General features: G+C 46.7%; 28 protein-coding genes. 23 read left to right on the forward strand and 5 right to left on the reverse strand.

The features are described from left to right. The first annotated feature begins 8 nt into the window (after positions 1-8). The 17 genes from dapB to MJQ52_RS00790 all read left to right on the forward strand — a co-directional run bounded on the left by dapB (position 9) and on the right by MJQ52_RS00790 (position 15878). Positions 9-812 carry a 4-hydroxy-tetrahydrodipicolinate reductase gene (dapB, locus tag MJQ52_RS00710; RefSeq protein ID WP_077722515.1) on the forward strand — a complete coding sequence of 268 codons (804 nt, stop codon included), beginning with the start codon at positions 9-11 and terminating at the stop codon, positions 810-812. A gap of 22 nt (positions 813-834) precedes the next feature. Then, positions 835-1248 (forward strand): methylglyoxal synthase, encoded by a 414-nt coding sequence (mgsA, locus tag MJQ52_RS00715; RefSeq protein WP_003153499.1) that lies wholly within the window; start codon positions 835-837, stop codon positions 1246-1248. Continuing rightward, positions 1241-1954, forward strand: a complete 714-nt coding sequence (gene bshB1, locus MJQ52_RS00720) for a bacillithiol biosynthesis deacetylase BshB1 (RefSeq protein WP_003153501.1) — start codon at positions 1241-1243, stop codon at positions 1952-1954. Before mgsA ends, bshB1 begins: the two co-directional genes overlap by 8 nt. After that, positions 1951-3084, forward strand: coding sequence for an N-acetyl-alpha-D-glucosaminyl L-malate synthase BshA (gene bshA, locus MJQ52_RS00725; RefSeq protein WP_020955989.1), 1134 nt, complete (start codon positions 1951-1953; stop codon positions 3082-3084). The genes bshB1 and bshA overlap by 4 nt, the downstream gene beginning before the upstream one ends. Before the next feature lie 4 nt (positions 3085-3088). After that, positions 3089-4279 (forward strand): CCA tRNA nucleotidyltransferase, encoded by a 1191-nt coding sequence (locus tag MJQ52_RS00730; RefSeq protein ID WP_094247831.1) that lies wholly within the window; start codon positions 3089-3091, stop codon positions 4277-4279. After that, positions 4264-5241, forward strand: a complete 978-nt coding sequence (locus MJQ52_RS00735; protein WP_094247832.1) for a biotin--[acetyl-CoA-carboxylase] ligase — start codon at positions 4264-4266, stop codon at positions 5239-5241. Before MJQ52_RS00730 ends, MJQ52_RS00735 begins: the two co-directional genes overlap by 16 nt. 243 nt (positions 5242-5484) lie before the next feature. Then, positions 5485-6318, forward strand: a complete 834-nt coding sequence (gene panB / locus MJQ52_RS00740) for a 3-methyl-2-oxobutanoate hydroxymethyltransferase (protein WP_070082024.1) — start codon at positions 5485-5487, stop codon at positions 6316-6318. Between the two features lie 3 nt (positions 6319-6321). Next, positions 6322-7182 (forward strand): pantoate--beta-alanine ligase, encoded by an 861-nt coding sequence (gene panC / locus MJQ52_RS00745; RefSeq protein WP_058906142.1) that lies wholly within the window; start codon positions 6322-6324, stop codon positions 7180-7182. 1 nt (position 7183) lies between these two features. Continuing rightward, on the forward strand, positions 7184-7567 hold the full coding sequence (gene panD / locus MJQ52_RS00750) for an aspartate 1-decarboxylase (protein ID WP_003153510.1): 384 nt from the start codon (positions 7184-7186) through the stop codon (positions 7565-7567). Between the two features lie 121 nt (positions 7568-7688). After that, positions 7689-10475, forward strand: a complete 2787-nt coding sequence (gene dinG / locus MJQ52_RS00755; protein ID WP_094247833.1) for an ATP-dependent DNA helicase DinG — start codon at positions 7689-7691, stop codon at positions 10473-10475. 147 nt (positions 10476-10622) lie between these two features. Beyond that, positions 10623-10793 (forward strand): YpmA family protein, encoded by a 171-nt coding sequence (locus MJQ52_RS00760; RefSeq protein ID WP_003153512.1) that lies wholly within the window; start codon positions 10623-10625, stop codon positions 10791-10793. Between the two features lie 9 nt (positions 10794-10802). Further along, positions 10803-11288 (forward strand): cell wall elongation/penicillin-binding protein regulator TseB, encoded by a 486-nt coding sequence (gene tseB / locus MJQ52_RS00765; RefSeq protein ID WP_094247834.1) that lies wholly within the window; start codon positions 10803-10805, stop codon positions 11286-11288. A 22-nt stretch (positions 11289-11310) separates the two neighbouring features. Continuing rightward, a complete protein-coding gene (locus MJQ52_RS00770; RefSeq protein WP_094247835.1) occupies positions 11311-12492 on the forward strand; it encodes a pyridoxal phosphate-dependent aminotransferase in 1182 nt (393 codons plus the stop codon). A 134-nt stretch (positions 12493-12626) separates the two neighbouring features. Then, positions 12627-13919: an asparagine--tRNA ligase gene (gene asnS / locus MJQ52_RS00775; RefSeq protein WP_003153515.1), complete on the forward strand. Its 1293-nt coding sequence runs from the start codon at positions 12627-12629 to the stop codon at positions 13917-13919. 94 nt (positions 13920-14013) lie between these two features. Next, positions 14014-14712, forward strand: a complete 699-nt coding sequence (dnaD, locus tag MJQ52_RS00780) for a DNA replication protein DnaD (protein ID WP_094247836.1) — start codon at positions 14014-14016, stop codon at positions 14710-14712. 18 nt (positions 14713-14730) lie between these two features. Further along, a complete protein-coding gene (gene nth / locus MJQ52_RS00785; RefSeq protein ID WP_094247837.1) occupies positions 14731-15390 on the forward strand; it encodes an endonuclease III in 660 nt (219 codons plus the stop codon). Continuing rightward, the gene (locus MJQ52_RS00790; protein WP_046559838.1) at positions 15387-15878 is read left to right on the forward strand and encodes a YpoC family protein; all 492 of its coding nucleotides are present in this window, start codon (positions 15387-15389) and stop codon (positions 15876-15878) included. Before nth ends, MJQ52_RS00790 begins: the two co-directional genes overlap by 4 nt. A gap of 78 nt (positions 15879-15956) precedes the next feature. Here MJQ52_RS00790 and MJQ52_RS00795 read toward each other — a convergent pair whose 3' ends face one another. Both MJQ52_RS00795 and recU read right to left on the reverse strand, forming a co-directional pair. Beyond that, the gene (locus tag MJQ52_RS00795) at positions 15957-18740 is read right to left on the reverse strand and encodes a PBP1A family penicillin-binding protein (RefSeq protein WP_070082018.1); all 2784 of its coding nucleotides are present in this window, start codon (positions 18738-18740) and stop codon (positions 15957-15959) included. Positions 18741-18778: 38 nt separating this feature from the next. Next, positions 18779-19387 (reverse strand): Holliday junction resolvase RecU, encoded by a 609-nt coding sequence (recU, locus tag MJQ52_RS00800; RefSeq protein ID WP_094247938.1) that lies wholly within the window; start codon positions 19385-19387, stop codon positions 18779-18781. Between the two features lie 41 nt (positions 19388-19428). On the opposite strand from recU, the gene MJQ52_RS00805 reads away from it, so the two are divergent. Continuing rightward, positions 19429-20391: a DUF2515 domain-containing protein gene (locus tag MJQ52_RS00805; RefSeq protein ID WP_032861546.1), complete on the forward strand. Its 963-nt coding sequence runs from the start codon at positions 19429-19431 to the stop codon at positions 20389-20391. A 43-nt stretch (positions 20392-20434) separates the two neighbouring features. Here the strand turns inward: MJQ52_RS00805 and sspM are convergent, their stop codons facing one another. Beyond that, positions 20435-20539 carry an acid-soluble spore protein SspM gene (gene sspM, locus MJQ52_RS00810; protein WP_003153525.1) on the reverse strand — a complete coding sequence of 35 codons (105 nt, stop codon included), beginning with the start codon at positions 20537-20539 and terminating at the stop codon, positions 20435-20437. A gap of 205 nt (positions 20540-20744) precedes the next feature. Here sspM and MJQ52_RS00815 point away from each other — a divergent pair, with 205 nt between their 5' ends. Then, entirely contained in the window at positions 20745-20990 is a 246-nt protein-coding gene (locus MJQ52_RS00815) for a DUF5446 family protein (protein WP_094247838.1), read from the forward strand. 45 nt (positions 20991-21035) lie between these two features. Then, positions 21036-21404 carry a YppE family protein gene (locus MJQ52_RS00820; RefSeq protein WP_003153529.1) on the forward strand — a complete coding sequence of 123 codons (369 nt, stop codon included), beginning with the start codon at positions 21036-21038 and terminating at the stop codon, positions 21402-21404. 38 nt (positions 21405-21442) lie between these two features. Here the strand turns inward: MJQ52_RS00820 and MJQ52_RS00825 are convergent, their stop codons facing one another. Then, the gene (locus tag MJQ52_RS00825; RefSeq protein WP_003153532.1) at positions 21443-21625 is read right to left on the reverse strand and encodes a YppF family protein; all 183 of its coding nucleotides are present in this window, start codon (positions 21623-21625) and stop codon (positions 21443-21445) included. A 186-nt stretch (positions 21626-21811) separates the two neighbouring features. Here MJQ52_RS00825 and MJQ52_RS00830 point away from each other — a divergent pair, with 186 nt between their 5' ends. After that, positions 21812-22213: a YppG family protein gene (locus tag MJQ52_RS00830; protein WP_094247839.1), complete on the forward strand. Its 402-nt coding sequence runs from the start codon at positions 21812-21814 to the stop codon at positions 22211-22213. A 29-nt stretch (positions 22214-22242) separates the two neighbouring features. Here the strand turns inward: MJQ52_RS00830 and MJQ52_RS00835 are convergent, their stop codons facing one another. Further along, positions 22243-22656, reverse strand: coding sequence for a hypothetical protein (locus tag MJQ52_RS00835; protein WP_076851379.1), 414 nt, complete (start codon positions 22654-22656; stop codon positions 22243-22245). Between the two features lie 138 nt (positions 22657-22794). Between MJQ52_RS00835 and MJQ52_RS00840 the strand changes: the two genes are divergently transcribed. After that, complete coding sequence (locus tag MJQ52_RS00840) at positions 22795-23301, forward strand: PTS sugar transporter subunit IIA (protein ID WP_012117833.1); 507 nt, start codon at positions 22795-22797, stop codon at positions 23299-23301. Positions 23302-23399: 98 nt separating this feature from the next. Continuing rightward, positions 23400-25646, forward strand: coding sequence for a DEAD/DEAH box helicase (locus MJQ52_RS00845; RefSeq protein WP_094247840.1), 2247 nt, complete (start codon positions 23400-23402; stop codon positions 25644-25646). The last annotated feature ends 5 nt before the right edge of the window (positions 25647-25651 follow it).

A 25651-nucleotide genomic window follows, 5' to 3' on the forward strand; every position in this document is an offset into this window, starting at 1 on the left:
GAGAAACTATGTCAAATGAAATCATTAAAGTCGTCATTGCCGGACCGAGAGGCAGAATGGGCCAGGAGGCCGTAAAACTTGCCGTCCGCACGCCTCATTTTGAGCTTGTCGGCGCTATTGACCATACATACGATCAGCAAACATTGCGGGAAGTGATGTCAGCTGATTCAGACGCTCTTATTTATACGGATATCCGCGCATGTTTCCAAGAAACAAAACCGGATGTACTGATCGATTTGACAACGCCTGAAATCGGCAAAAAACATACGAAAGCCGCTCTTGAACACGGCGTCCGCCCCGTTGTGGGAACGACCGGATTTTCTGAAGCGGATTTAGAGGAGCTTCAAGCTTTGACTGAAGAAAAAGGAATCGGCGCTATCATCGCTCCGAATTTTGCATTGGGCGCGGTGCTGATGATGAAGTTCTCACAAATGGCCGCCAACTATTTTGAAGATGTAGAAATCATTGAGCTTCATCATGATCAAAAGCTGGATGCCCCGAGCGGAACGGCGCTGAAAACAGCGGAAATGATTTCAAACGTCCGTACAGAAAAGCAGCAGGGCCATCCTGATGAAAAAGAAATTCTGCCGGGCGCCCGCGGTGCTGAATTAAACGGCATCCGCCTTCACAGCGTGCGTCTGCCGGGCCTTATCGCCCACCAGGAAGTCATGTTCGGCATGGACGGCCAGACGCTGAAACTGCGCCATGACTCCTATAACCGGGCTTCCTTTATGTCAGGAGTGAAGCTGTCAGTGGAGCAAGTGATGAAAATCGACCAGCTTGTATACGGACTCGAAAATATTATCGACTGAATCGGCAAGGGGGAGAACATCAATGAAAATTGCTTTGATTGCTCACGATAAAAAAAAGCAGGATATGGTTCAGTTTACGACCGCATATAAAGATATATTGAGCCATCATGAGTTATACGCGACGGGTACGACAGGCTTAAAAATCCAGGAAGCGACCGGATTGTCCGTTGAACGTTTTCAATCCGGCCCGCTCGGCGGAGATCAGCAAATCGGCGCATTGATTGCGGCAAACGCCCTGGATCTCGTCATTTTTCTGCGCGATCCGTTAACTGCGCAGCCTCACGAACCGGATGTCTCGGCGCTGATCCGGCTGTGTGACGTATACGCGATCCCGCTCGCCACAAATATGGGAACAGCGGAAATCCTCGTCCGGACGCTGGACGGCGGGGCATTTGATTTCCGCAATCTTGTGCGCGGAGGAGAGCCGAATGTCTGAACACGTTGATATCCTGGCGTTCGGCGCCCATAGTGATGATGTCGAGATCGGTATGGGCGGCACGATCGCAAAATTTACGGCTCAAGGGAAAACCGCGGTGATATGCGATTTGACCGAGGCCGAACTATCATCTAACGGAACGGTAGGGATAAGAAAAGAAGAAGCGGCAGAGGCGGCACGAATTCTCGGCGTAAAAGAGAGAATCCAGCTTACGCTTCCCGACCGCGGGCTTTTGAAAAGTGAGGACGGCATCCGCCGGATTGTCAGTGTCATCAGAGCCTGCCGGCCGAAAACCGTTTTCATGCCTTATCCGAAAGACCGCCATCCTGACCACGGCAATGCGGCGGCTTTGGTCGAAGAGGCGGTGTTCTCGGCGGGAATTCATAAATACAGAGATCATCAGGAACTGCCGGCTCATAAGGCTCAGCGCGTATACTATTATATGATCAACGGGTTTCACCGTCCGGACTTTGTAATCGACATAACGGAAACCATCGATCTGAAAAAAGAAAGCCTGCACGCCTATCAAAGCCAGTTTATTCCTACGGCGCAGTCAGTGAACACACCGCTGACCAACGGTTATATCGAAATGGTGGAAGCGCGGGAAAGACTGTATGGCAAAGAAGCTGGGACGGGGTATGCTGAAGGCTTCTTTTCAAAACAGCTTCCCGTTTTGAATGATGATGTTTTTGGGGGCGGACAATGAGACCATTAAAAATAGGGATTACATGCTACCCGAGTGTCGGAGGCTCGGGTATTATTGCGACGGAACTCGGCAAGCTGCTTGCGGAAAAAGGGCACCAGGTTCATTTCATCACATCAAGCATCCCGTTCAGATTAAATACATATCATCCGAATATTCATTTTCATGAGGTGGAAGTCAACCAATACGCGGTATTTAAATATCCGCCTTATGACCTTACGCTGGCGAGCAAAATCGCCGAGGTGGCCGCGAGGGAAAATCTTGATATCATTCACGCGCATTATGCGCTGCCGCATGCGGTATGCGCTTATCTCGCCAAGCAGATGCTCAAGCGTGACATCGGCATCGTGACGACGCTTCACGGTACGGACATCACCGTTTTAGGATATGATCCGTCATTAAAAGATTTAATCCGTTTTGCCATCGAAGCGTCCGACAGAGTGACGGCGGTATCAACCGCGCTTGCCGGAGAAACATATGACTTAATTAAGCCGGATAAAAAAATTGAGACCATCTACAACTTTATTGATGAACGTGTTTATCTTAAGAAAAATACAGAGAGTATAAAAGAGAAACATGGTATTTTGCCGGATGAAAAGGTCGTCATCCATGTTTCGAACTTCAGAAAAGTAAAACGTGTTAAAGATGTCATCCGCGTTTTCCGTAATATCGCAGCCAACACAAAGGCGAAGCTCCTGCTTGTCGGTGACGGGCCGGAAAAGTGCGTCGCTTGGCAGCTTGTCGAAAAATACGGACTGCAGGATCAAGTGTTGCTCCTCGGAAATCAGGACAGGGTGGAAGAGCTGTATTCCATCAGCGATCTTAAGCTTCTTCTGTCTGAAAAAGAAAGTTTCGGACTCGTCCTCCTTGAGGCGATGGCCTGCGGCGTGCCGTGCATCGGAACAAATATCGGCGGCATCCCGGAAGTGATTAAAGATCAAGTAAGCGGTTTTCTGGTGGAAGTCGGCGATATTCAGGCGGCATCTGAAAAAGCGCTTGCCGTTTTAGAAGATAAACAGCTCAGCAAACGATTGACTGATCATGCGCTGAAAATGGTGGAGACCGCCTTTTCTTCGCAAAGAATCGTCAGTCAGTATGAACGGATTTATGACGAATTGGCAGGACCGGAGTGATCTTATGGAACAGGAATTTGTCAAAGCCCTCCCCATCCTTCATCATCTGATGAAGGCGGGCCATCAGGCGTACTTTGTCGGGGGAGCCGTCAGAGACAGCTATATGAAACGAAAAATAGGTGATGTGGACATCGCAACCAGCGCTTTGCCGAATGAGGTGGAGCGTCTCTTTAAGCGGACTGTCGATGTAGGAAAAGAGCACGGCACCGTCATCGTCCTGTGGGAAGATGAAACCTATGAAGTCACCACTTTTCGTGCCGAATCAGAATATAAGGACTACCGGCGCCCTGAAGCTGTGCGGTTCATTACTTCTTTATCAGAAGACTTAAAGCGGAGAGACTTAACGATTAATGCGATGGCGATGTCTGCCGAAGGAGAGCTGCTTGATTATTTCGGAGGCGCACATGATATCGGACAAAAGCTGATCCGTACGGTGGGTAACCCTGAAGACCGTTTTCGGGAAGACGCTCTGCGGATGATGAGAGCCGTCCGCTTTATGAGTCAGCTCGGCTTTCTGTTAGAAAAAGATACAAGAGAGGCCGTCATAAAAGACAGGGAGCTTATGGCACATGTATCAGTAGAACGAAAGACCGTCGAGTTTGAAAAGCTGATGCAGGGCGCTTTCTCACAAGAAGCGATTCAAACGATGGTGCAGACAGGTCTGATACAAGAGCTGCCCGGCCTTTCCGGTTATGAGCAGCAAATGCTTGAAGCAAGCGGCTTTCCGTTTTCTTCTTTAGATGCACGCGAAGAACGCTGGGCAGCGCTGTTATTGTTTCTCGGTCTTTGTCCGAAAAGCGCCGAGGCGTTTTTAAAACAATGGAAACTGCCGGGAAAAGTCATAAAAAAAGCGGTGCAGATCATAAGCGTTTATCCGGCGCAGCTGGAAGCAGAAGCGATGTACCGGGCAGGAGAGGCGCTGTTTTCAGCCGTTAAAATCGGGATGCTGAAACAGCATAAGACGATTGATGAACAAAAGCTGAAAGAGGTTCAGAGCCTGTATGAGCAGCTGCCGATCAAAAGCCTTCGAGACCTCGACATTTCAGGCGCTGATCTGATGGAGCTCAGAAACCGCCGCGCGGGTAAATGGGTGGCCGAAGAACTTCGCCGGATTGAAGAAGCGGTATTGGCAGGGAAGCTTCCTAACCGAAAACATGACATAAAGGAGTGGCTCGCATCATGGGATCTACATTAAGAACCCGATTAATTGATTTATTTTCTGAGGCGGGTGACGGCTTTATCTCCGGGCAGAAAATAAGTGACGCGCTCGGCTGCTCGAGAACCGCCGTTTGGAAACATATAGAGGAGCTCCGCAAAGAGGGCTATGAGGTTGAGGCGGTCAGACGAAAAGGGTACAGGCTCATTAAAAAACCGGGGAAACTCAGTGAATCCGAAATCCGTTTCGGGCTGAAAACAGAGGTTTTGGGCAAACAGCTTCATTACCGGGACGTCCTGCCGTCCACCCAAAAAACCGCTCATGAACTTGCCAATGACGGCGCGCCGGAAGGGACGCTCGTAGTGGCCGATAAACAAACGGCAGGCAGAGGAAGAATGGCCAGAGTATGGCATTCACAGGAGGGAAATGGGATTTGGATGAGCCTCATTCTGAGACCCGACGTTCCTTTGCAAAAAACGCCGCAGCTCACCCTGTTATCCGCCGTTGCGGTCGTACAGGCCATCGAGGCTTTTACAGGTGTACAGGCCGCCATTAAATGGCCGAATGATTTAATGATTCACGGCAAAAAAGCTGTCGGGATTTTAACTGAGCTGCAGGCGGAAGAAGACCGTGTCCGTTCGGTTATTCTCGGGATCGGCATCAACGTGAACCAGCAGGAAACCGATTTTCCCGTCGAGCTTCAGGACATTGCGACGAGCCTGAGCATGGAAGCCGGCGAAAAAATTGACAGAGCGGGTCTGATACAAGAGATTCTGCTGACTTTTGAAAAACGCTATCAGGATTACTTGAACCACGGCTTTATACCGATCAAGCTGCTATGGGAAAGCTATGCGGTCGGACTGGGGAACGAGCTCAGAGCGAGAACGCTGCAAGGAACGTTTTACGGGAAATCGCTCGGCATTGATGATGAGGGAGTTCTTCTTTTGGAAACGAGAGACGGTATAAAGAAGATCTATTCTGCCGATATTGAGCTCAATTAATCTTAGTTGGTACAAGCCTCGTGAATTTGGTATACTTCCTATGGGCAGTATCATAATGAACTGCACCTGATCAGCAGAACAGAGATTACGAAAAGTCTGCCTTGATCCAAAAAGGACTGGGACAGAGGGATGACATTCGCCGAACGTTAAACAAGTGGGAATCCTTCTTATTTTACAGAAGGCTTTTTTGCTTGCGAAGAATTGGCGGCTCATCTCCTCACCGTTTAGAGGAGGAGAAACAGAATGAAAACAAAACTGGATTTCATGAAAATGAAGGAAAACGGAGAGCCGATCGTGATGCTGACCGCTTACGATTATCCGCAGGCAAAGCTTGCGGAACAGGCGGGAGTCGACATGATTTTAGTCGGGGATTCGCTCGGAATGGTCGTGCTCGGACTCGATTCAACCGTCGGCGTAACGGTCAGTGACATGATTCACCATACAAAAGCGGTAAAACGCGGTGCGAAAAATACGTTTATCGTAACTGACATGCCGTTTATGTCTTACCACCTTTCAAAAGAGGATACATTGAAAAACGCCGCGGCCATTATTCAGGAAAGCGGCGCGGACGCGTTAAAGCTGGAAGGCGGAGACGGCGTTTTCGAATCCATCCGCGCGCTGACTCTCGGCGGAATTCCCGTCGTCAGCCATTTAGGCCTCACACCGCAGTCTGTCGGCGTATTAGGCGGATATAAAGTGCAGGGAAAAGATGAGCAAAGCGCGAAAAAGCTCATTGAAGACAGCATCAAATGCGAGCAGGCGGGAGCGATGATGCTCGTGCTTGAATGTGTGCCTGCTGAACTGACTGCTAAAATAATAGAAGAAGTATCCATTCCCGTTATCGGAATCGGAGCCGGTTCAAAAGCGGACGGCCAAGTCCTTGTCTATCATGACGTCGTCGGCCACGGCGTGGACAGAACACCGAAGTTCGTGAAGCAATACGCCAAAATCGACGGCACGATTGAGTCGGCCCTCAGCGATTATGTCCGTGATGTGAAAGAACGGGTTTTCCCGGAAGAAAAGCATTCCTTTCAGATAAACCAAACTGTGCTGCAAGGCTTGTACGGAGGAAAGTAAGCGATGAAACAACTGACAGAAACTCAACAGCTGAAAGAATTAATTGCACAATACCGCTCAGAAGGCCGGACGATCGGATTCGTCCCGACAATGGGTTTTCTTCATGAAGGACACCTGACGCTGGTTGAAAAAGCAAACAAAGAAAACGATATTGTCGTGATGAGCATCTTTGTCAATCCGACTCAATTCGGACCGGGCGAGGATTACGAAGCATATCCGCGAGATTTAAAGCGCGATGCCCGGCTTGCAGAACAGGCGGGAGCAGATGTTTTGTTTACGCCGTCTCCAAGTGACATGTATAAAGGCGAGCAAAATGTTGCCGTGCAAGTGAAAAGGAGAACTGACGTGTTGTGCGGCGCCTCCCGCGTCGGCCATTTTGACGGAGTGGCCACTGTGCTGACGAAGTTTTTCAATCTCGTTAAACCGACCCGCGCCTACTTCGGCCTGAAAGATGCCCAGCAGGCAGCGGTTGTGGACGGATTGATTGAGGATTTCTTTATGGATATCGAATTGGTTGCAGTGGACACGGTCAGAGAAGAAGACGGACTTGCCAAAAGCTCTCGCAACGTCTATCTGACTGAGCAGGAACGCAAAGAAGCGCCGATGATCTATAAAGCATTGCAGCAAGGTGCCGAACTGATCAGAGACGGTGAAAGAAATCCGGAAACCGTTATAAAAACCGTCACCGGTATCATCGAAAACACAAGCGGCGTCATTGATTATGCCGAACTGTACGCTTATCCGGAGCTGACTCCGCTTAAAACATTAAACGGCAAGGTCATTCTGGCCTGCGCCGTCCAATTTTCTAAAGCCAGACTGATTGATAATATCATTATTGATATTGATGAATGGGAGAGATCATAATATGTACCGCACTATGATGGCCGGAAAACTGCACCGCGCTACCGTGACGGAAGCCAATTTAAACTATGTCGGCAGCATCACGATTGATGAAGATCTTTTAGATGCCGTCGGAATGCTCGCTAATGAAAAAGTTCAGATTGTGAATAATAACAACGGAGCGAGACTTGAAACGTATATTATTCCCGGTAAGCGGGGGAGCGGCGTCATCTGTTTAAACGGAGCTGCCGCCCGTCTCGTCCAAGAAGGAGATAAAGTCATTATTATTTCTTATCAAATGATGTCTGATCAGGAAGCAAAAAGCCATCAGCCGAAGGTGGCCGTTCTGGATGATCAGAATAAAATCGAGCAGATGCTGGGCCAGGAACCGGCACACACGATTTTGTAAAAGAGCCCCCTTCATGGGGGTTTTCTTTTAAGATTTAGGGGCAAAAGCTGTTTTTCCGCTCCATTTCTCAACAAAACGTGTTACACTTTTCTCGTATGCAAGAATTGAGGTGTCCATTTTAATGAACAAACAACGGTTCGTTGTCATAGATGTCGAAACAACAGGAAATTCGCCGAAAAAGGGCGATAAAATCATTCAAATCGCAGCGGTTGTCATTGAAAATGGACAAATAACTGAGCGGTTTTCAAAATATATCAATCCGAATCAGGCCATCCCGCCGTTTATTGAACAGCTGACCGGAATTTCGTCCGGAATGGTTGAAAATGAACTGCCGTTTGAAGCGGTCGCAGAGGAGATTTTTCATCTGCTTGACGGCGCGTATTTTGTTGCCCACAATATTCATTTCGACCTCGGATTTGTCCGACATGAACTGAGCGAAGCGGGCTATGAGCTGCCGGATTGTGAAGTGCTTGATACGGTTGAGCTTTCGCGTATTGTTTTCCCGGGGTTTGAAGGATATAAGCTCGGTGAGTTGTGCGCAGAGCTGAATATTGTTCATGACCGCCCTCACCGCGCAGACAGCGATGCGGAGGTTACGGGACTGGTCTTTTTAGACATTTTACATAAACTGAAACATTTGCCTTTACCGACGTTAAAGCAGCTTAGAAGGCTTTCACAGCATTTTATCAGCGATTTGACGCTGCTTTTGGATTCCTTTATACATGAAAGCAGGCCGGCGGAAGAAAAGAGCTGCATTCCATACGCCTCTTTTTCAATTAAAGAGCCCGATCAAATTCCGGTTTCCCGTCCGGTGAATGCGGCCATTGACCTTGAAAAGTGGAACGAAGAAAAAGAACAGATCTTGTCCGGCATCATCCCCCGCTATGAAAAGCGGAAAGGACAGCTTACGATGATGGATGAAGTGCTTGGCGCCTTCCGCAATCGGGAGCATGCGCTGATTGAAGCGGCGCCCGGCATCGGAAAAACGATCGGTTATCTCGTTCCGGCTGTTTTATTTGCCAAAGCGGAACAAACTCCCGTCATTATCAGCACGTACTCTACTCTTTTGCAGCAGCAGATCATGTCTAAAGATCTTCCGCTTTTGGAGCGTATGTTTCCTTGGCCGGTCAAAGCCGCTATTTTAAAAGGGAAATCACATTATCTGTGCCTGCCGAAGTTTGAACATATTCTGCATGAGGAAGATGACAACTATGATGCGGTTTTGACGAAAGCGCAGCTTCTCGTCTGGCTGACGGAGACTGAAACGGGCGACGCCGCTGAGCTGAATCTTCCATCAGGCGGCAGATTGCTGTGGGAGCGCATGGCTTACGATGAGAATTCTTTTATGAAAAAAGGGAAGGACTCGGCTGCGGGGTTTTATGAACGGGCTAAAGAAAAAGCGCAGGCCGCAGATCTGATTATCACAAACCATGCTTTGCTGTTTTCAGATCAAAGCAGTGAAACGAAAAAACTGCCTGCAAGCGGAACGGTCATCATTGATGAAGCGCATCATTTCGAACGCGCCGCCAGCGAGCACCTGGGGAAGAGAGCTTCATACATCGGACTGCACACAAAGCTCAGCCGAATCGGAACCTTAAAGGAACACGGACTGTTAAAGCGGATGAGAAAACTGTTTTATACGTATGAACTGCCGGCGGAAAGTTTTTTTGACGCCGATGAGTGGATGAAGCATATTCAATCGGAAAGCGACGCATTTTTCAGTTCAGTGCATTCTTTTGTCAAACGAAGAAAACCTAAAGACGATCTGAACCGTCTCGTCTATAGTCTCAATCATAAAAGCCAGGATAAGGGGTTTCACATGATAACGGACGGAGCGGAGCGGCTTTGTGCGATGCTGGATCAGCTGCTTGACATGTTTTCCGTACAGGAGAAACTGTTACATCAAAAGCTTGATCAGATGAAAAGCGGAGCGGCTTTTTTAGCGGGCGAATATGTAAAGTGTATCAGGGGGCTGAAAGAATATCGCGATACGTTCAGCAGGCTGCTGTTTGAAAATGATGAGAAAGAAGCCGTTTGGGTTGAAATTGATGCGAAGGGCGCAAAAAATGCCGTCAGCATCTATGCGCAGCCTTTGGAGCCCGGTGAAATGCTGGCAGACCAGTTTTTCGCCCGCAAAAAAAGCGTTGTGCTCACATCAGCGACCTTAATGGTGGAGCAGTCTTTTCAATTTATGATTGAAAGGCTCGGACTTGCGGATTTTTATCCGCGCACCAAAAGCATCCCGTCTCCTTTTTCTTACGATGATCAAATGAACGTCATCATTCCGAAAGAGATGAAATCCGTTAAATATGACGGGGAGCGGGAAGTCATTGAGCATATTGCCAAGTATGCAGAAATCATGTCAAAGGGAAAACAGCCGAAGATCCTTGTCCTGTTTACGTCTCATGATATGCTGAAAAAAGTGTATCAGGAACTGAAACTCAGTATGGAGATCTCAGGCATTCAGCTTCTCGCCCAAGGTATTTCAGGCGGGAGTCCCGGTAAATTAATGAAAACCTTTAAAACGGCAAGCCGGGCGATTTTGCTCGGGACGAATCATTTCTGGGAAGGCGTTGATTTTCCGGGGGATGAATTGTCAACCGTCATGATCGCAAGACTTCCTTTCAGGGCGCCTGATAATCCGCTTCACGCCGCAAAATGCGAATTTGCCAAGAAGCAGGGGAAAAATCCCTTTCAGATGATTTCCCTGCCTGAGGCCGTGTTAACGTTCAGACAGGGGATCGGGCGCCTGCTCCGTACGGCGGGAGACAAGGGAACGATCGTTCTTTTAGATCAGCGTGTAAAGACGGCGGGATACGGACGGCTGTTTCTTGAAGCGCTCCCGACTTCATCCCTATTGGAGCTGACGGATGCCGAACTCGGGGCTTATGTCAGCCAAACGGAATAAAAGCCGCATAAACGCGGCTTTCGTGGTGTGGGATGAGGAATTGTTTTTATAGTAAAAGCGGGTTCATGCCGCCTTGTGATTTTATTATGCCGCGGGCGCATCCCGTTATGACTAACAAAATTTGTTCGACCGATGGAGGGTATAAAAATGGAAAGCAAAATTGAAATTCTGTCAACGATTAATGTGGAGCATTCAGATGATTTATATAAAATCGTCGATACATTAAACCGGACTTTGAAACGGGACAACCTGATGTTCGGCCTTGCGCTCGACGAAGAAAATCAAAATGAAGCGGTCTTCACCATTTATCGCACATAGGTGAAAGAGATGAGAAAAAAAGCATTAATATTTACAGCCGTATTTGGTATTATTTTGTTAGCAGTTCTTTTATTTTCGGCCAGCATTTTTAAATCTGCAATGGCTCAAAAAGAAGAAGGCCACGAAACAGCTGCCGCAGCCGCTAAAGAAAAAACGAATCTGACAGATGCTGAGAAAGTGGAGACCTTTGTCGGCAAACAGAAATATTATGTTGTTACCGGAATGGATAAACATGGAAAAGATATGTATGTATGGGTTCCGGCCGACAAAAAAGCAAAAATTCTCTCGAAAAAAGCCAGTGACGGCATTTCAAGCGGCAAGGCTGCCAAGATCGTTCGGGACGAAGGGCTTGTTTCCAAGCTGAATGGCGTTCACCCGGCGAGAGAAAACAATGTTCCGTTATGGGAAGTGACCTATATCAACAAAAGCGGACAGTATAGCTTTAGCTATGTGGACTTTACAAGCGGCAAGATTCTCAAAAACATTACACCGTGAGACGTATTAGGGGGAGTTCAAGTTGAAATTGGCAAAAAGAGTATCCACATTAACACCGTCTGCAACACTTGCAATTACCGCAAAAGCGAAAGAGCTGAAAGCGGAAGGCCATGATGTCATCGGCCTCGGAGCAGGAGAACCGGATTTTAATACGCCTCAGCACATTATAGATGCCGCGGTGCGTTCCATGAATGAAGGCCATACGAAATATACGCCTTCAGGCGGTCTGCCGGCCTTGAAAGACAGTATCGCAAAAAAATTCAAAAACGATCAGGGGATTGAATATAAGCCGTCAGAAATCATTGTCTGCACCGGAGCGAAACACGCTCTGTATACATTATTTCAGGTCATTCTCGATGAAGGGGATGAAGTGATTATACCGACTCCTTACTGGGTCAGCTATCCTGAGCAGGTGAAACTGGCAGGGGGGCGTCCCGTCTATGCAGAAGGGCTGGAATCCAATCAGTTTAAAATTTCACCGGAGCAGCTGAAGCAGGCTATCACCGAGAAAACAAAAGCGCTCATTATCAATTCACCGAGCAACCCGACAGGTGTTATGTATACGAAAGAAGAGCTTGCGGAACTCGGAAAAGTGTGTCTGGAGCATGGCATTCTGATCGTTTCTGACGAGATTTATGAGAAGCTTACATACGGAGGAAAAAAACACGTCTCAATCGCACAGCTTTCAAGTGAATTGAAAGAGCAGACGATCATCATTAACGGTGTTTCGAAATCTCACAGCATGACGGGCTGGAGGATCGGCTATGCAGCGGGTTCGGGGACGATTATTAAAGCGATGACGAGCCTTGCAAGCCACAGCACATCAAATCCGACGTCCATCGCTCAATACGGCGCCATTGCGGCCTATAACGGGCCGGCTGAGCCGCTGGAAGAGATGAGACAGGCATTTGAGCACAGACTGAATACCATTTACGCTCAGATCAGTGAGATTCCCGGATTCACCTGTGTCAAACCTGAAGGAGCGTTTTACTTGTTCCCTAACGCCAAAGCGGCCGCAGAAAACTGCGGATTCAAAGATGTCGATGAATACGTCAAGGCGCTTCTGGAAGAAGAAAAAGTCGCCATCGTGCCGGGCTCGGGTTTCGGTTCACCGGACAACGTCCGCTTATCTTACGCAACGTCACTCGATCTTTTAGAAGAAGCGGTCAAGAGAATCCGCCGCTTTACGGAAAAACACAGCTGATTCTGAAAAAGCGGCTTTTAAAGCCGCTTTTCACTTGCATTGACCCCGTTAGAGTAGAACGGGTATAATAAAGTGATGAAAAAAGAGATTCAGGCAGATTCCTGAATGTCTTTCTTGTTCTGGAGGGAAAGAGTTTGAAAACAACAATCAACCAAGTGTATAAACACACAGGCGAGGAAGTAACGATTGGAGCTTGGGTCGCTAATAAACGCTCAAGCGGTAAAATCGCATTTTTACAGCTGAGAGACGGTACCGGCTTCATTCAGGGAGTTGTCGTCAAAGCTGAAGTAGAAGAAGACATCTTCCAAATTGCGAAATCAGTGACGCAGGAAACGTCACTTTATGTAAAAGGAATTGTGAAAGAGGACGAGCGTTCACCGCTTGGCTATGAGCTTGCTGTTACATCCATTGAAGTCATTCACGAAGCGACTGATTATCCGATTACGCCTAAAGAGCACGGTACGGAATTCTTAATGGATCACAGACATTTATGGCTCCGTTCGAAACGCCAGCATGCAATTATGAAAATCCGTAACGAAATCATCCGTGCGACTTATGAATTTTTCAACAAAGAAGGCTTCGTGAAAGTTGATCCGCCGATTTTGACGGGAAGCGCTCCCGAAGGCACGACTGAGCTGTTCGCGACGAAATATTTTGATGAAGACGCCTTCTTGTCTCAAAGCGGCCAGCTGTATATGGAAGCAGCTGCAATGGCGCTCGGAAAAGTATTCTCTTTCGGACCGACGTTCAGAGCGGAAAAATCGAAAACGAAACGCCATCTCATCGAATTCTGGATGATTGAGCCTGAAATGGCATTTGTTGAATTTGAAGAAAACCTTGAAGTTCAGGAGAATTATGTTGCATACATCGTACAAAGTGTGCTGGAACATTGTAAGATCGAGCTGAACACATTGGGAAGAGACACATCGAAGCTTGAACAAATCAAAGCGCCATTCCCGCGCATTACGTACGATAAAGCGATCGAATTCCTGAAAGAAAAAGGCTTTGACGATATTGAGTGGGGAGATGACTTCGGTGCGCCGCATGAAACAGCGATCGCAGAAAGCTATGACAAACCGGTGTTTATCACTCATTACCCGACGTCATTAAAACCGTTCTATATGCAGCCTGCCAAAGATCGTGACGATGTCGTGTTATGTGCCGACTTAATCGCTCCGGAAGGCTACGGGGAAATCATCGGCGGTTCAGAACGCGTTCATGATATGGATTTATTGGAAGAAAGATTAAAAGAACACGGTCTGGATTCAGATGCTTACAAATGGTATGCTGAACTCAGACAATACGGTTCTGTTCCGCACTCCGGCTTCGGCCTCGGACTTGAGCGGACAGTGGCTTGGATCAGTGGAGCGCCTCACGTGCGTGAAACGATTCCGTTCCCGAGACTTCTGAACCGTCTGTATCCGTAATAGTTATGAAAAACGAAGTCTCCTGCAAGGGAGACTTTTTCTAAGTAAAGGGGAAAGCTCCCGGAGATAACCTTTTACAGTAAGAGGTGTAAGGATGAAAAAACAGCAATTTATAGATATGCAGGAACTCGGCATTTCAAGCATTCCCAACCTGCTGCTGACACATTACCGGCAGCTCGGGCTGAATGAAACCGAATTGATCCTGCTTTTGAAGATTAAAATGCATTTGGAAAAGGGCTCTTATTTTCCGACGCCGTTTGAACTTCAATCAGGTATGTCCATCTCTGCTGAAGAATGTACAAGCTGCCTGAGAATGTTTATTCAAAAAGGTTTTCTGTTTATTGAAGAATGTGAAGACCATAACGGCATAAAGTTTGAAAAATATTCTCTGCAGCCGTTATGGGCGAAGCTGTATGATTACATGCAGCATTCTCAAAATGAAACGCAGGAAAGAACGTCAGAAAGAGAACAAAAAAGCCTGTATACCATCTTTGAAGAAGAGTTCGGAAGACCGCTGTCGCCGCTTGAATGCGAGACGCTGGCCATATGGCAGGATCAGGATCAGCATGATGCGATTCTGATTAAACACGCCTTAAAAGAAGCCGTTTTATCGGGGAAACTCAGTTTTCGCTATATTGACCGGATTTTATTTGAATGGAAAAAGAACGGCTTCAAAACGGTTGAGCAGGCGAAGGCGCACAGCCAAAAATTCCGGCGTATTCAAACGAAACAAAATGATCCGCAAAAAGAGTATACGAGGCAGGTGCCTTTTTACAATTGGCTGGAACAATAACATGAGAAGGGGAGAAACGTGTTAAATTTAAAGCAGATTGAATATTGTCTTGAAAAAATCGGCGATATGTTTCCGCACGCAGAATGTGAACTTGTCCATTCAAATCCTTTCGAATTGGTTGTGGCAGTCGCATTATCCGCGCAATGTACGGACGCTCTCGTCAACAGAGTGACAAAAACGCTATTTCAAAAATATAAACGGCCCGAAGATTATCTTGCCGTATCGCTGGAAGAACTCCAGCAGGATATTAAATCAATCGGTCTGTACCGTAATAAAGCCAAAAATATTCAAAAGCTGAGCAAAATGATCATCGAAGAGTACGGCGGAGAAGTGCCGATAGACCGGGATGAGCTTGTGAAGCTGCCGGGTGTCGGACGGAAAACGGCAAATGTGGTCGTGTCTGTTGCTTTCGGCGTACCTGCGATCGCAGTAGACACTCATGTGGAGCGGGTCTCTAAACGGCTCGGCATCTGCCGGTGGAAGGACTCTGTTTTGGAAGTAGAGAAAACATTAATGAAAAAAGTGCCGAAAGAGGATTGGTCTGTTACGCATCACAGGTTAATATTTTTCGGCCGGTATCACTGTAAAGCGCAATCTCCCCGCTGTGCGGAATGTCCTTTGCTTCCGCTATGCAGAGAAGGGCAGAAGCGTGACAAAAAAGGGCTGGTGAAACGGTGACGGCGATTGACATTCTGGCAGGCTATGAAACATACCTGCGCAGCCTTACGGACTTGGAAAGCTTCGAGATCAAAGCGGCGCTGCGCCGCCATCCGCTGTATATGGATTTCAGCGGTCAGCCAACAGTGCAGCCATGGAGGGAAAGGGGCGAATATGTCCCGTTTCTGTTTCAGATTTGGAATGAAACGAAAGAAACGCTGCTTCCCGTTTTTCAAACAAGAAAATCGAGATGTGATCAAAATGACATGCTGAAGGGAATTGCCTGTCTGATTGCCGCTTTTCATTGGACGGCAGGGGAGCGGGTCACATCACTCGACTGGACTGTGCTTGAAACAAAGCATTTTCCCGCGGAACCGATCAATTGGGCGGAGCGAATGGCGTTTATTTTAACAAAACCGACTCAATTTCACTCGTTTATTCAGCTGGATGAATTGATGACGGAGATGAAGAAGCAATATCATAAATATGAAGCCATGAACAAATGTTAAAAACCTCCTTTTCTTATAAGGAGGTTTTTTTTGTATGAAAAAAATCCTTCACCTGTTTGGGGTGAAGGATTTCGTCCGCTAATGAGCGGGATTTGACTGGATGGTTGACGAATTGGACTGCCCGTTGATATTTGAAGATGAGTCTTGGTTTTTATCCGTTTGACCGCTGTCAGGTTTATTTGAGCCGTCTGAACCGGAATCGGAATCATTATCAGAGCCGTTATCTTGCTGTCCGTTGTTATCGGTCCCGTTGCCGGGCTGATTCTGATTGTTGTTATCTGTTTGATCCTTATCGGATTGATCCTGATTTTTATCCGGGTCATCAGTTGGTGTTTGATCCGATCCGTCAGACGTATCTGTCTGATTGTCATCTTTGTTTGAATCATCGGTTTGCGTCTTGTCCTTATCTTTATCTTCATCAGTCTTCTGTTCATCGTCAGTCGCTTTATCTTTATCCGCATCGTCTTCTTCATCTTTCGGGACTTTGAAAGATGCTGATGCCGTATCGCTTTTTCCGTCATCGTTTTCCGCTGTCACCTGGAAGCTGTATGTGGAGCCTGGCGTGACATCTGAGACGACGGCTTCTTTTGCCGAACTGTTTTGAATGTCACTGTAGCTTCCGCCGTCAACGGATTGTTTGACATTGAATGTTGCATCACCGTCATAATTCCAGCTTAAGGTTAATGATTTTTTATCTTTGTCGTATTTCACTTGCAATCCTGTCGGTTTATCGGCTTTTTCTTTCGTGTACGTTTTAGAAACGGCAGTTGGCTGCGTCCCTTTCACGAAGTACTCCGTCACTTTTTTATCATCCGGCGTGTTCGGTCCGGCTAAAGCGGCAGGATTCGAGCCTTTCTCAACTGTTTCTTTTACGACGCTGTCAGGCTGCTTGAAGCTTCCTTTACCGTCATCAACGTATGAGATCAGCTTTTGGAAAATACGTTTTGCGACTTGCTGGTCTGCAGAAGACAGTGATTTCTTGCCTGCTTTGTTGCCAGATTCTACACCAGTCCAAACCGCCGCAGTATATTGTGGGGTGTATCCGACAAACCAGGAATCCGGAACTCCGCCTGGAGCAATGTTATATTTTTGAATATCACCTTTAGTAAAGTTTGTCGTACCCGTTTTACCGGCAACTTCTACGTTCGGCACCTGAGCCAGCTTACCTGTTCCTGTTTGAACCGCTGATTTGAGCATATCTGTAATCATAAACGCTGTGTAGTCGCTCATAGCACTTTTCGGTTTCGGTGTTAAATCAAGCTTAGTGCCGTCATTAAATTCAATCGATGTGACCGCGTGCGGTTCATTGTACGTACCGTTATTTCCGAAAGCGCTGTAGGCGCCCGCCATTGTCATAGGGGAAACCCCCGGATTATCAGCTCCAAAACCGCCGATCGAATAAGATTCCGTTACACTATCCTTGTTTAATCCCAATCCTAAGTCATTTGCGAAGTCGACGGCATTATCTTTCCCTGCTGCTTGGTATGCTTTTAAAGCAGGAATATTACGTGAATCCGCGAGGGCTTCTCGCATTGATATCATATTTCTGTATTTATTGTCCCAATCATGTATCGGAGTGCCGTCAGAGTACGTGTAAGCCGAATCGTCAATCTGCTCATACGTCGACCATTTTTTATTTTCAATGACAGGCCCGTAATCAAGAATCGGTTTAATCGTCGAACCTGGCTGGCGTTGAGTATCTGTCGCGTAGTTAAACCCGCCTGCAGTTCTATTCCGTCCCGGTCCGATGGCGCGGATTTCTCCGTTTGTCGTATCAAGGAGGGTAACGCCGCCCTGCATGCCTTCGGTAAAGCCGGCCGTGTCTCCGTTCATCAATTGATCAAGATAATCTTGTGCTTTCGTATCAAGAGTCGTGTAAATTTTCAGTCCGTCAGTTGAAATATTGACGTCTTTCTTTTCTTTTGTCTCAATTTCTTTCATAACTTCTTCGACAAAAGCGCTGTATTTATTTGTGTCCTTTTTATCGTATTCCTTTTGGCTGACGACGCCTTCATCTTTCATGGACACTTTCTTCGCTTTTTGGTATTCAGAATTTGAAATGAATCCTTGTTTTTCCATTAAGCTGAGAACGATGTTTCGGCGTTTTTCGGAAGCCTTCGGGTTTTTAACCGGGTTATATCCGGTCGGGCTTTGCGGCATTCCGGCAAGCGTCGCCGCCTGTTCAACCGTAAGTTTGCTTAAGTCTTTTACGCCGAAGAATTCTTCAGCCGCTTTTCCGACGCCGTAGGCGCGCGGTGAGAAATAAATTCTGTTTAAATACATTTCTAAGATTTCATCTTTAGAATAATGGCGCTCCAGCTGCAGGGAAAGCCACACTTCCTGTGCTTTCCGTTTAATCGTTTTCTGATGGGTTAAAAGCGAGTTTTTCACAACCTGCTGGGTGATTGTGCTTCCTCCCTCTGAACCGAACCCATCCGTAAAGTTGGCGACCAAAGCGCCTCCGATCCGAATCGGGTCTATACCGTGGTGCTTATAAAAACGGGCGTCTTCAGTTGCGATAAATGCTTCTTTCACAACATCGGGTATATCCTTAATCGGGACGTAGGTTCGTTTTTCACCGCCCACTTCCGCGATTTCTTTTCCGTTTTTATCGTAAATCGTTGAAGAGTAAGGCGTTTTCAGCTTGGCTTCATCCAAAGACGGCGCGCCGGAAACCAAAACGGCAAATGCCGCGGCTCCGCCGACTATGCCAAGGACAAACAGAATAACCAAGGACAGCACAATCTTTTTGAATAAACCGCCTTTACGCTGTTTCTTGCCTTTTTTCGGTGAAGAGGGCTTAGTGCTTTTCGTCTGCCTTGCCTTACGGCGTTCTTCACGGCTCGTAAATTGATCTGACATAACATCTCAACCTTTCGTTTATCAACCTTTCGCTCAGTCTACTGTTCCTGCGAAAAATAAAGCTGTTCAATAATACTAATATAATCAATTCTCGGTGAGTATCCAAGGGAAATCGGAAAGGAAGCATCTTCTAATTCGTCTTTGCGAATTGATTTTCTGCCGTTCTTCTCCTTTCTCTCCCAAAAGACAAACAGCTTGTCGGCTTCGAGGAAATAAACCTTTCCGAAAGCGGATATAATAACAAAACAAATGCCGTCTTGCCTGACCACCTGCTTCATATGCTCAATCTGATGATCATGAAAATTCTGCAGGGGAAATGCCGTTTTGTTTTTTGTTTCTTTTGCCTCGAAATCAATGTAGCGTCCTTTATAAATGCCGTTGTAGTCAGTTGTTGAAGACTGTTTAAAATAAGCTTCCTTAATGACTGCGGCGCTTCTTTTCGGATAGTGGACGTTTACAATCTGGACGGGTGTCGGCCTTTTGTGAATGACAGCAATTTGGTTAGCCAGATAATACTTATTCGTTTCATTCAGGTCGTCTTCGAGGGTCATGCCGCGATTACTGTATGAATGAGACCGTTTCTGGCTGTTTTGGGATGAAACCGTTTTGTTCGGCTGAAAAGTTTTTCCATTCGGGTACCGAATCACTTTTTCCATCCTCCTTATCAAACTAATAGTGACGGAAGTGAATGAACGTGCATAAACGACAGACCGTAACCGCCATTCTTCGCCTGATCGAAAAAGAGACGAAAATAAAAAATGCCGATAATATTTCCCGGACGAATGCCTATAAAGCATATTATGACCGCCATCCTGAGATCAAGTGGCCGCTTTTGGCATCCTTTGTGTCCCGCAATGCGGGCTGGTCGATGACTGATTTAAGAGGCGTCCTTTATCAGGAGGGCCTTGACAGCAGTCAGAAAAACTGGTTTTTCCTTTCGTATGAAAGGGCGAATTGGCTGATTTTTTCTGATGCCTATCCTCAGCTTCTGGTCTACCAGTGGTCAAAACAAATCGGCGAACCTCTTTTCCGTCATCTTCCTCATTTCCGCGTCTCGGCTTTTATGCAGGAAGAATGGTTCCGCTTTTGGCGTGACGGAGATACGGAACGGCTCATGTATGCTCTTATTATAAATGAACAAAACACTATCCAAGCACCTATTATACAAAATCCTTCGTTTAAAAAGAATGTTTTTGGCACGATTCCTTTTTATTTAAGTGATTGGTTTCACTTTAATACGGTGATATTCCCTTCATTTGACGGACATTTATACGGAATTTCCGTCAAACGGTTTTCAAAAACCGAAGAGAGAATTACGCTCGGAAAACAGCTGGCCCGCCTTCTGTTCAGCCCTGATCTTCACGCTTCTTTTTACCGTTTTCTTGATACCGTTCCTCATACCGGTTCACGCTTTGATATGGAGAAAATGATCGGCATCAAAAAAAGAACATCACCCATGCTGAGGACAACCTATCCCATTGTTGCCCACTCATTAGACGGCGAAAGGGCGGATTGGTTTCAAAAAAGGTTAAGAAAAGGGGCTTTCTTACAGGAGAAAATGCCGAAACAGCTTGAACTGACGGACTGGTACTTCCAGAAAAGACGGGAGCTCCATGCGCTCTTCGCGGTTAAAGAGTGGCTGAAGAAATGAAAAAGCCCGAAACCGTTCGATGGGGTTTCGGGCTGCTGGTGTGTTACGTGGAAGGGCGGTTTGGGCCGCCTAATTTTTTATCAAGCGTATCAGTTGTTTTTGCTTCGGTTTTTTGCTGTTTACCTGCATTTTTCGGTCTCGTTTTCATACGGCACCTCCTCAACTGTATCGTTTGCATTAACGTGCCGGTTCATACAAAGTTTGCGGCACTTTTTTGTCGAAAGGCACGCCTTTTAGGATAATCTCTGTTTGTTTGCCGAACTGCTTCTAGTTTTGTCATGTGCAGAGGAGAGCGGTATGAAAACGAGAATTATATTTGAAAGAGACGCAAGTGATAAAAGGGAGGAACATGAATGTCTGTTTACACGAGCAAGGCTGATATTCTCCGTCTGCTTTCTGATATTGAAATCCGGATTTCTGCTGCTGAAAAGACGCTTACTCAAGCAGTCAGATCCTGTCAGGCGGAAGCAGAAGAAATCAGGCAGGAGAAACTTTCCCGTCTTGAGGAAGAGGCGCGGGAGCTTCATGTTTGTATTGATGACCTGTTTTTGACTGATCGGCATAAAAAGGATTTGCCGAGAGCCTGCCGGATAAGCTGATTTTGTGCAAAAACTTTGGTACCATATGTACTGAGGTGAGTCCGTTTGCAGACACAGTCGTTATTGGAGCTGACAGAACAAATGATAGAGGCGGTTCTGGAAGCCGAAAAAAGGTATCAGGATGGAAAAGAGTCAGGCCGTTCATATGATTTTTTTGAGACGATTAAACCCGATGTTGAAAAAAGAGACCGGCTTTGCGCGCTTTGGACAGAAGCAGCGCTTGCGTTTATTCAGGAAAACCGTCCGAAATACGTTCATCACGCACAAATTCAGGCCGTTACAGAAAATTTCGGGGAGCTGATGCTCCAATCATATGTTCATCATATTCATAAAAAAAGATACAGGGATTTAACTGAATCTGTTTTATATACGCTTCGTATATTAAGGGATGAAATTGAAAAAGAAGGCAGCTGAAAACGGCTGCCTTCTTTTATATAAAGGGGTCGGGTATGTTATTCATACGCCGGGTTTTCTGCTCCACTTGCTTCGAGAACCTTCATACTGTTTCGAAATTCGGTTGCGGTGAGATGGCCTTGAATATAGAGAAATTTTGCAAAGTCCATCAGTTTATCTGCACAATCTGTTTCATATTTTTTCACTTCAGCAAAACGCTTTCTTAAGTATGATACGTTCATAATGGTGCATCCCCTCTCATGTATGTTGAGATTATGTTAACATAACGATTCGACTTTTTTCTGTTTTTAAAAAATTAAGACTTTCGACAGCATTTGACAAAGATCAGAATCACCGAAAGCACATAACCAAGGCGGAATTCATACATATATAGTAGAAACTTAGTGAGAGACAAGGGGGAATGTCATATGCAATGGAGAGCGCAGCCATATCAAAATATGTACCAGCAGCCGGCGGGATATTTCTACCCGCAGCAGATACAGCCATTACAGCAGCCGCCATATCATCAGCAAGGGCAGTACCCGCAGCAATTTTATCCGAATCAGGAATACGGTCATATACAGCCGCCGTATGCTCCCGCTCTTCCTCAGGCAGGCATGCCCGGGGGCCAGCCGGAGTTTGTGAATCCTTACCCCGTTCCCAGACCGAATCAGCAGCAGTCTTCCCAATTCTCAGGCATACTCTCCCAGTTTAAAAAAACGAACGGACAGTTTGACTTTAATAAAATGATGGATACAACGGGGCAGATGGTAAGCGCCGTAAATCAGGTCGGATCGCTGGTGAAAGGCTTCACCAGTATCTTCAAATAAAAAGCATGAATGATATCCATCATTCATGCTTATTTTTTAGGGAAAAAGAGGGTAAGCGTCTGTTCATTCCAGGATGTTTCCATATCTTCTTCACTTACCTTATACGGGAGGACAACGGTTCTTGTCATGCTTGAAGACATGTGGGATGAATGAGCCTGTTTATGATCGTAGCGGATTGTAACGTGAAGGTAGCACCCTTTCGTTTCCACCAGCATATCCCCGTCACGGAACGTCTCGGGAACGCCGATATCAACCGCGAGGCCCGTCGGCTCTTCTCTGACGTCAATCGTCACTTGCGCTTCAGTAAAAGCCGAATTGACAAGGTGCTGAAAACCCTGCATCAATTCTGCGAAGGGACCTGAGTGAAAAAATTGGTCCATCGCATGGCTGATGATGTCCTCATTTCTTTGCGGATCAAGTTTATCGTTTTGTGATTGATCCATATGACCACCGCCTTTTTACAAACAGACTATGCGATGTTATGCCGTATGGTTAAGAATTGAAGGAAAAAAGAAAGTATGGTTAAATAGTGGAGAATAAACTGGTAACGGATTCACATTTAGGAAGGGGAGCACAACACATTGCTGAAAAAATTATTCGGATTGGGAGACAGCCGGAAAAAGCCGGCCGAGGAAGTGATTTTTTCTCCGGCTGACGGAGCGGTGATGGATTTGGCTTCAGTGCCGGATCCCGTATTTTCACAAAAAATGATGGGGGACGGGATCGCCGTCGAGCCTGCAAACGGAGACATTGTTTCACCGGTTGAGGGAGAAGTGATTCAGCTGTTCCATACAAAACATGCTGTCGGCATCCGCACCCTTTCCGGAGCGGAACTTTTGATACATGTCGGTTTGGATACCGTCAATATGAACGGCGAAGGCTTTGAAGCGCATGTAAAAGAAGGAGACAAAGTGAAAACAGGCGATCTGCTTTTAACGTGCCGGCTGGATTTAATAAAAGAAAAAGCAAGCAGCACCGTCATCCCTATGGTGATTATGAATGGCGATGCCGCAGAACCTTTGCAATTTGCAGGCGCAAATGAAGCGAAAAAAGGACAAACAGAGCTATTTACGATAAAAATGAAGTAGGCAGGGGCTGATTCCCTGCTTTTTTTCTTGTGCAGGATTTTCATCTAGCCAGGCAAACAAATATTCGGTAAACTGTACCTCATAAAGAGGTGTGAACGATGAAGAAAAAATCACTGAGCGAACTGATTCAGGAATTAAAAAATCATGAAAATATTGTGCATTGGCATGAAGAGGAACCGCGGGAGGCGAAAACCATGCCGATGCCGGAGCAAGTAGATCCGAAAATTCGGGCTGCTCTCGAAAAGAGGGGGATCGAGCGGCTTTTTACACATCAATACTCCGCTTTTCAGACGGTTCAAAATGGAGAAAGCATTGTCGCCGTCACACCGACGGCCTCCGGAAAAACACTGTGCTATAATCTTCCGGTTCTTCAGTCTATCGCGGAAGATGCCTCAAGCCGCGCGCTTTATTTATTTCCGACAAAGGCGCTCGCGCAGGATCAAAAAAGCGAGCTGAATGAAATCATAGACGAGACGGGCATGGACATTAAAAGCTTCACCTATGACGGAGATACGTCTCCGGCCATCAGGCAGAAAGTCAGAAAGGCAGGGCATATTGTGATCACAAATCCCGATATGCTTCATTCAGCCATTCTTCCCCACCATACAAAATGGGTGAGTCTGTTTGAAAACCTGAAATATATCGTCATTGATGAATTACATACGTACCGCGGCGTATTCGGCAGCCATGTGGCGAACGTCATCCGCCGTTTAATGAGAATCTGCGCTTTTTACGGAAGCACGCCGTCATTTATCTGTACATCCGCCACAATCGCCAATCCGAGGGAGTTGGCGGAGCAGCTGACGGGGAAATCTGTGCGCCTGATTGACGACAACGGTGCCCCGGCCGGAAGAAAGCACTTTGCTTTTTACAATCCTCCGATTGTAAATAAACCGCTGCATATTCGAAAAAGCGCCACCGCGGAAGTGAACGAACTTGCCAAAACTTTTTTAAAAAATAAGATCCAGACGATTGTTTTTGCCAGAAGCCGTGTCCGGGTTGAAATTATTTTAAGCCACATTCAGGAGATCATAAAAAAAGAAATCGGCGCGAAGTCTGTCAGAGGCTATCGAGGCGGATATCTTCCGAAAGAAAGAAGAGAAATAGAGCGGGGGTTAAGAGACGGCAGCATTCTAGGCGTTGTCAGCACAAACGCGCTGGAGCTCGGCGTTGATATCGGCCAGCTTCAGGTCTGCGTGATGACGGGGTACCCGGGCAGTGTCGCGAGCGCATGGCAGCAGGCGGGCCGGGCCGGACGGCGGCAGGGAGAGGCGCTTATCGTGATGGTGGCGAACTCTGATCCGATTGACCAATATATTGTGCGCCATCCTGATTATTTCTTTAAACGCTCGCCTGAATCTGCAAGGATTAATCCTGATAATCTCATTATATTAGTCGATCACCTGAAATGCGCCGCGTATGAGCTGCCTTTCAGAGCCGATGAAACATTCGGAGAAAATGATGCGAGAGACATTCTCGAGTATTTAGAGGAAGAAGGGGTGCTTCACGAAAACCGCGAACGCTATCACTGGGCGAGCGAATCTTTTCCCGCCTCCAACATCAGTCTCCGTTCGGCGTCACAGGAAAACGTGGTCATCGTTGACCGGTCAGAGACGGCTGATGTAAAAATCATCGGAGAAATGGACCGCTTCAGCGCGATGACGCTTCTTCATGATGAAGCGATTTATCTTCATGAAGGGGTGCAGTATCAGGTTGAAAAGCTTGATTGGGATCATAAAAAAGCGTACGTGCGAAAGGTCGATGTCGAATATTATACAGATGCCAATTTAGCGGTGCAGCTGAAAGTGCTGGACATTGACAGAACGGACAGCAGAAAGAAAACGGCCTTACATTTCGGCGACGTCACCGTGAACGCACTTCCGACAATATTTAAAAAAATTAAAATGACGACATTTGAAAATATAGGATCAGGACCGATTCATCTTCCTGAAGAAGAACTGCATACCAGTGCAGCCTGGCTTGAATTAAAAGAAACGGATTCGGAGATCGGCGAAAAAACGCTTGAACAGCTGCTTTTAGGCATTGCCCACGTCCTGCAGCATATCGTGCCTGTATACGTCATGTGCGACCGAAATGACGTGCATGTCGTGCCGCAAATCAAAGCCGCACATACGGGACTTCCGACAATCTTTCTGTATGATCATTATCCGGGCGGAATCGGACTTGCCGATGAAGTATATAAGCGATTTGATGAAATCAATGAAGGGGCTGAGCGCCTGATCAGACAATGTCCATGTCAAGACGGATGTCCTTCCTGTATCGGCTCCGAAATAGAAGGAATAGATGCAAAGAAAGCGATACTCAAGCTCTTGAATTACGTGTAAAAGAA

The sequence above is a fragment of the Bacillus sp. jun7 genome (genome assembly GCF_051034795.1).
GTDB lineage: Bacteria > Bacillota > Bacilli > Bacillales > Bacillaceae > Bacillus > Bacillus velezensis.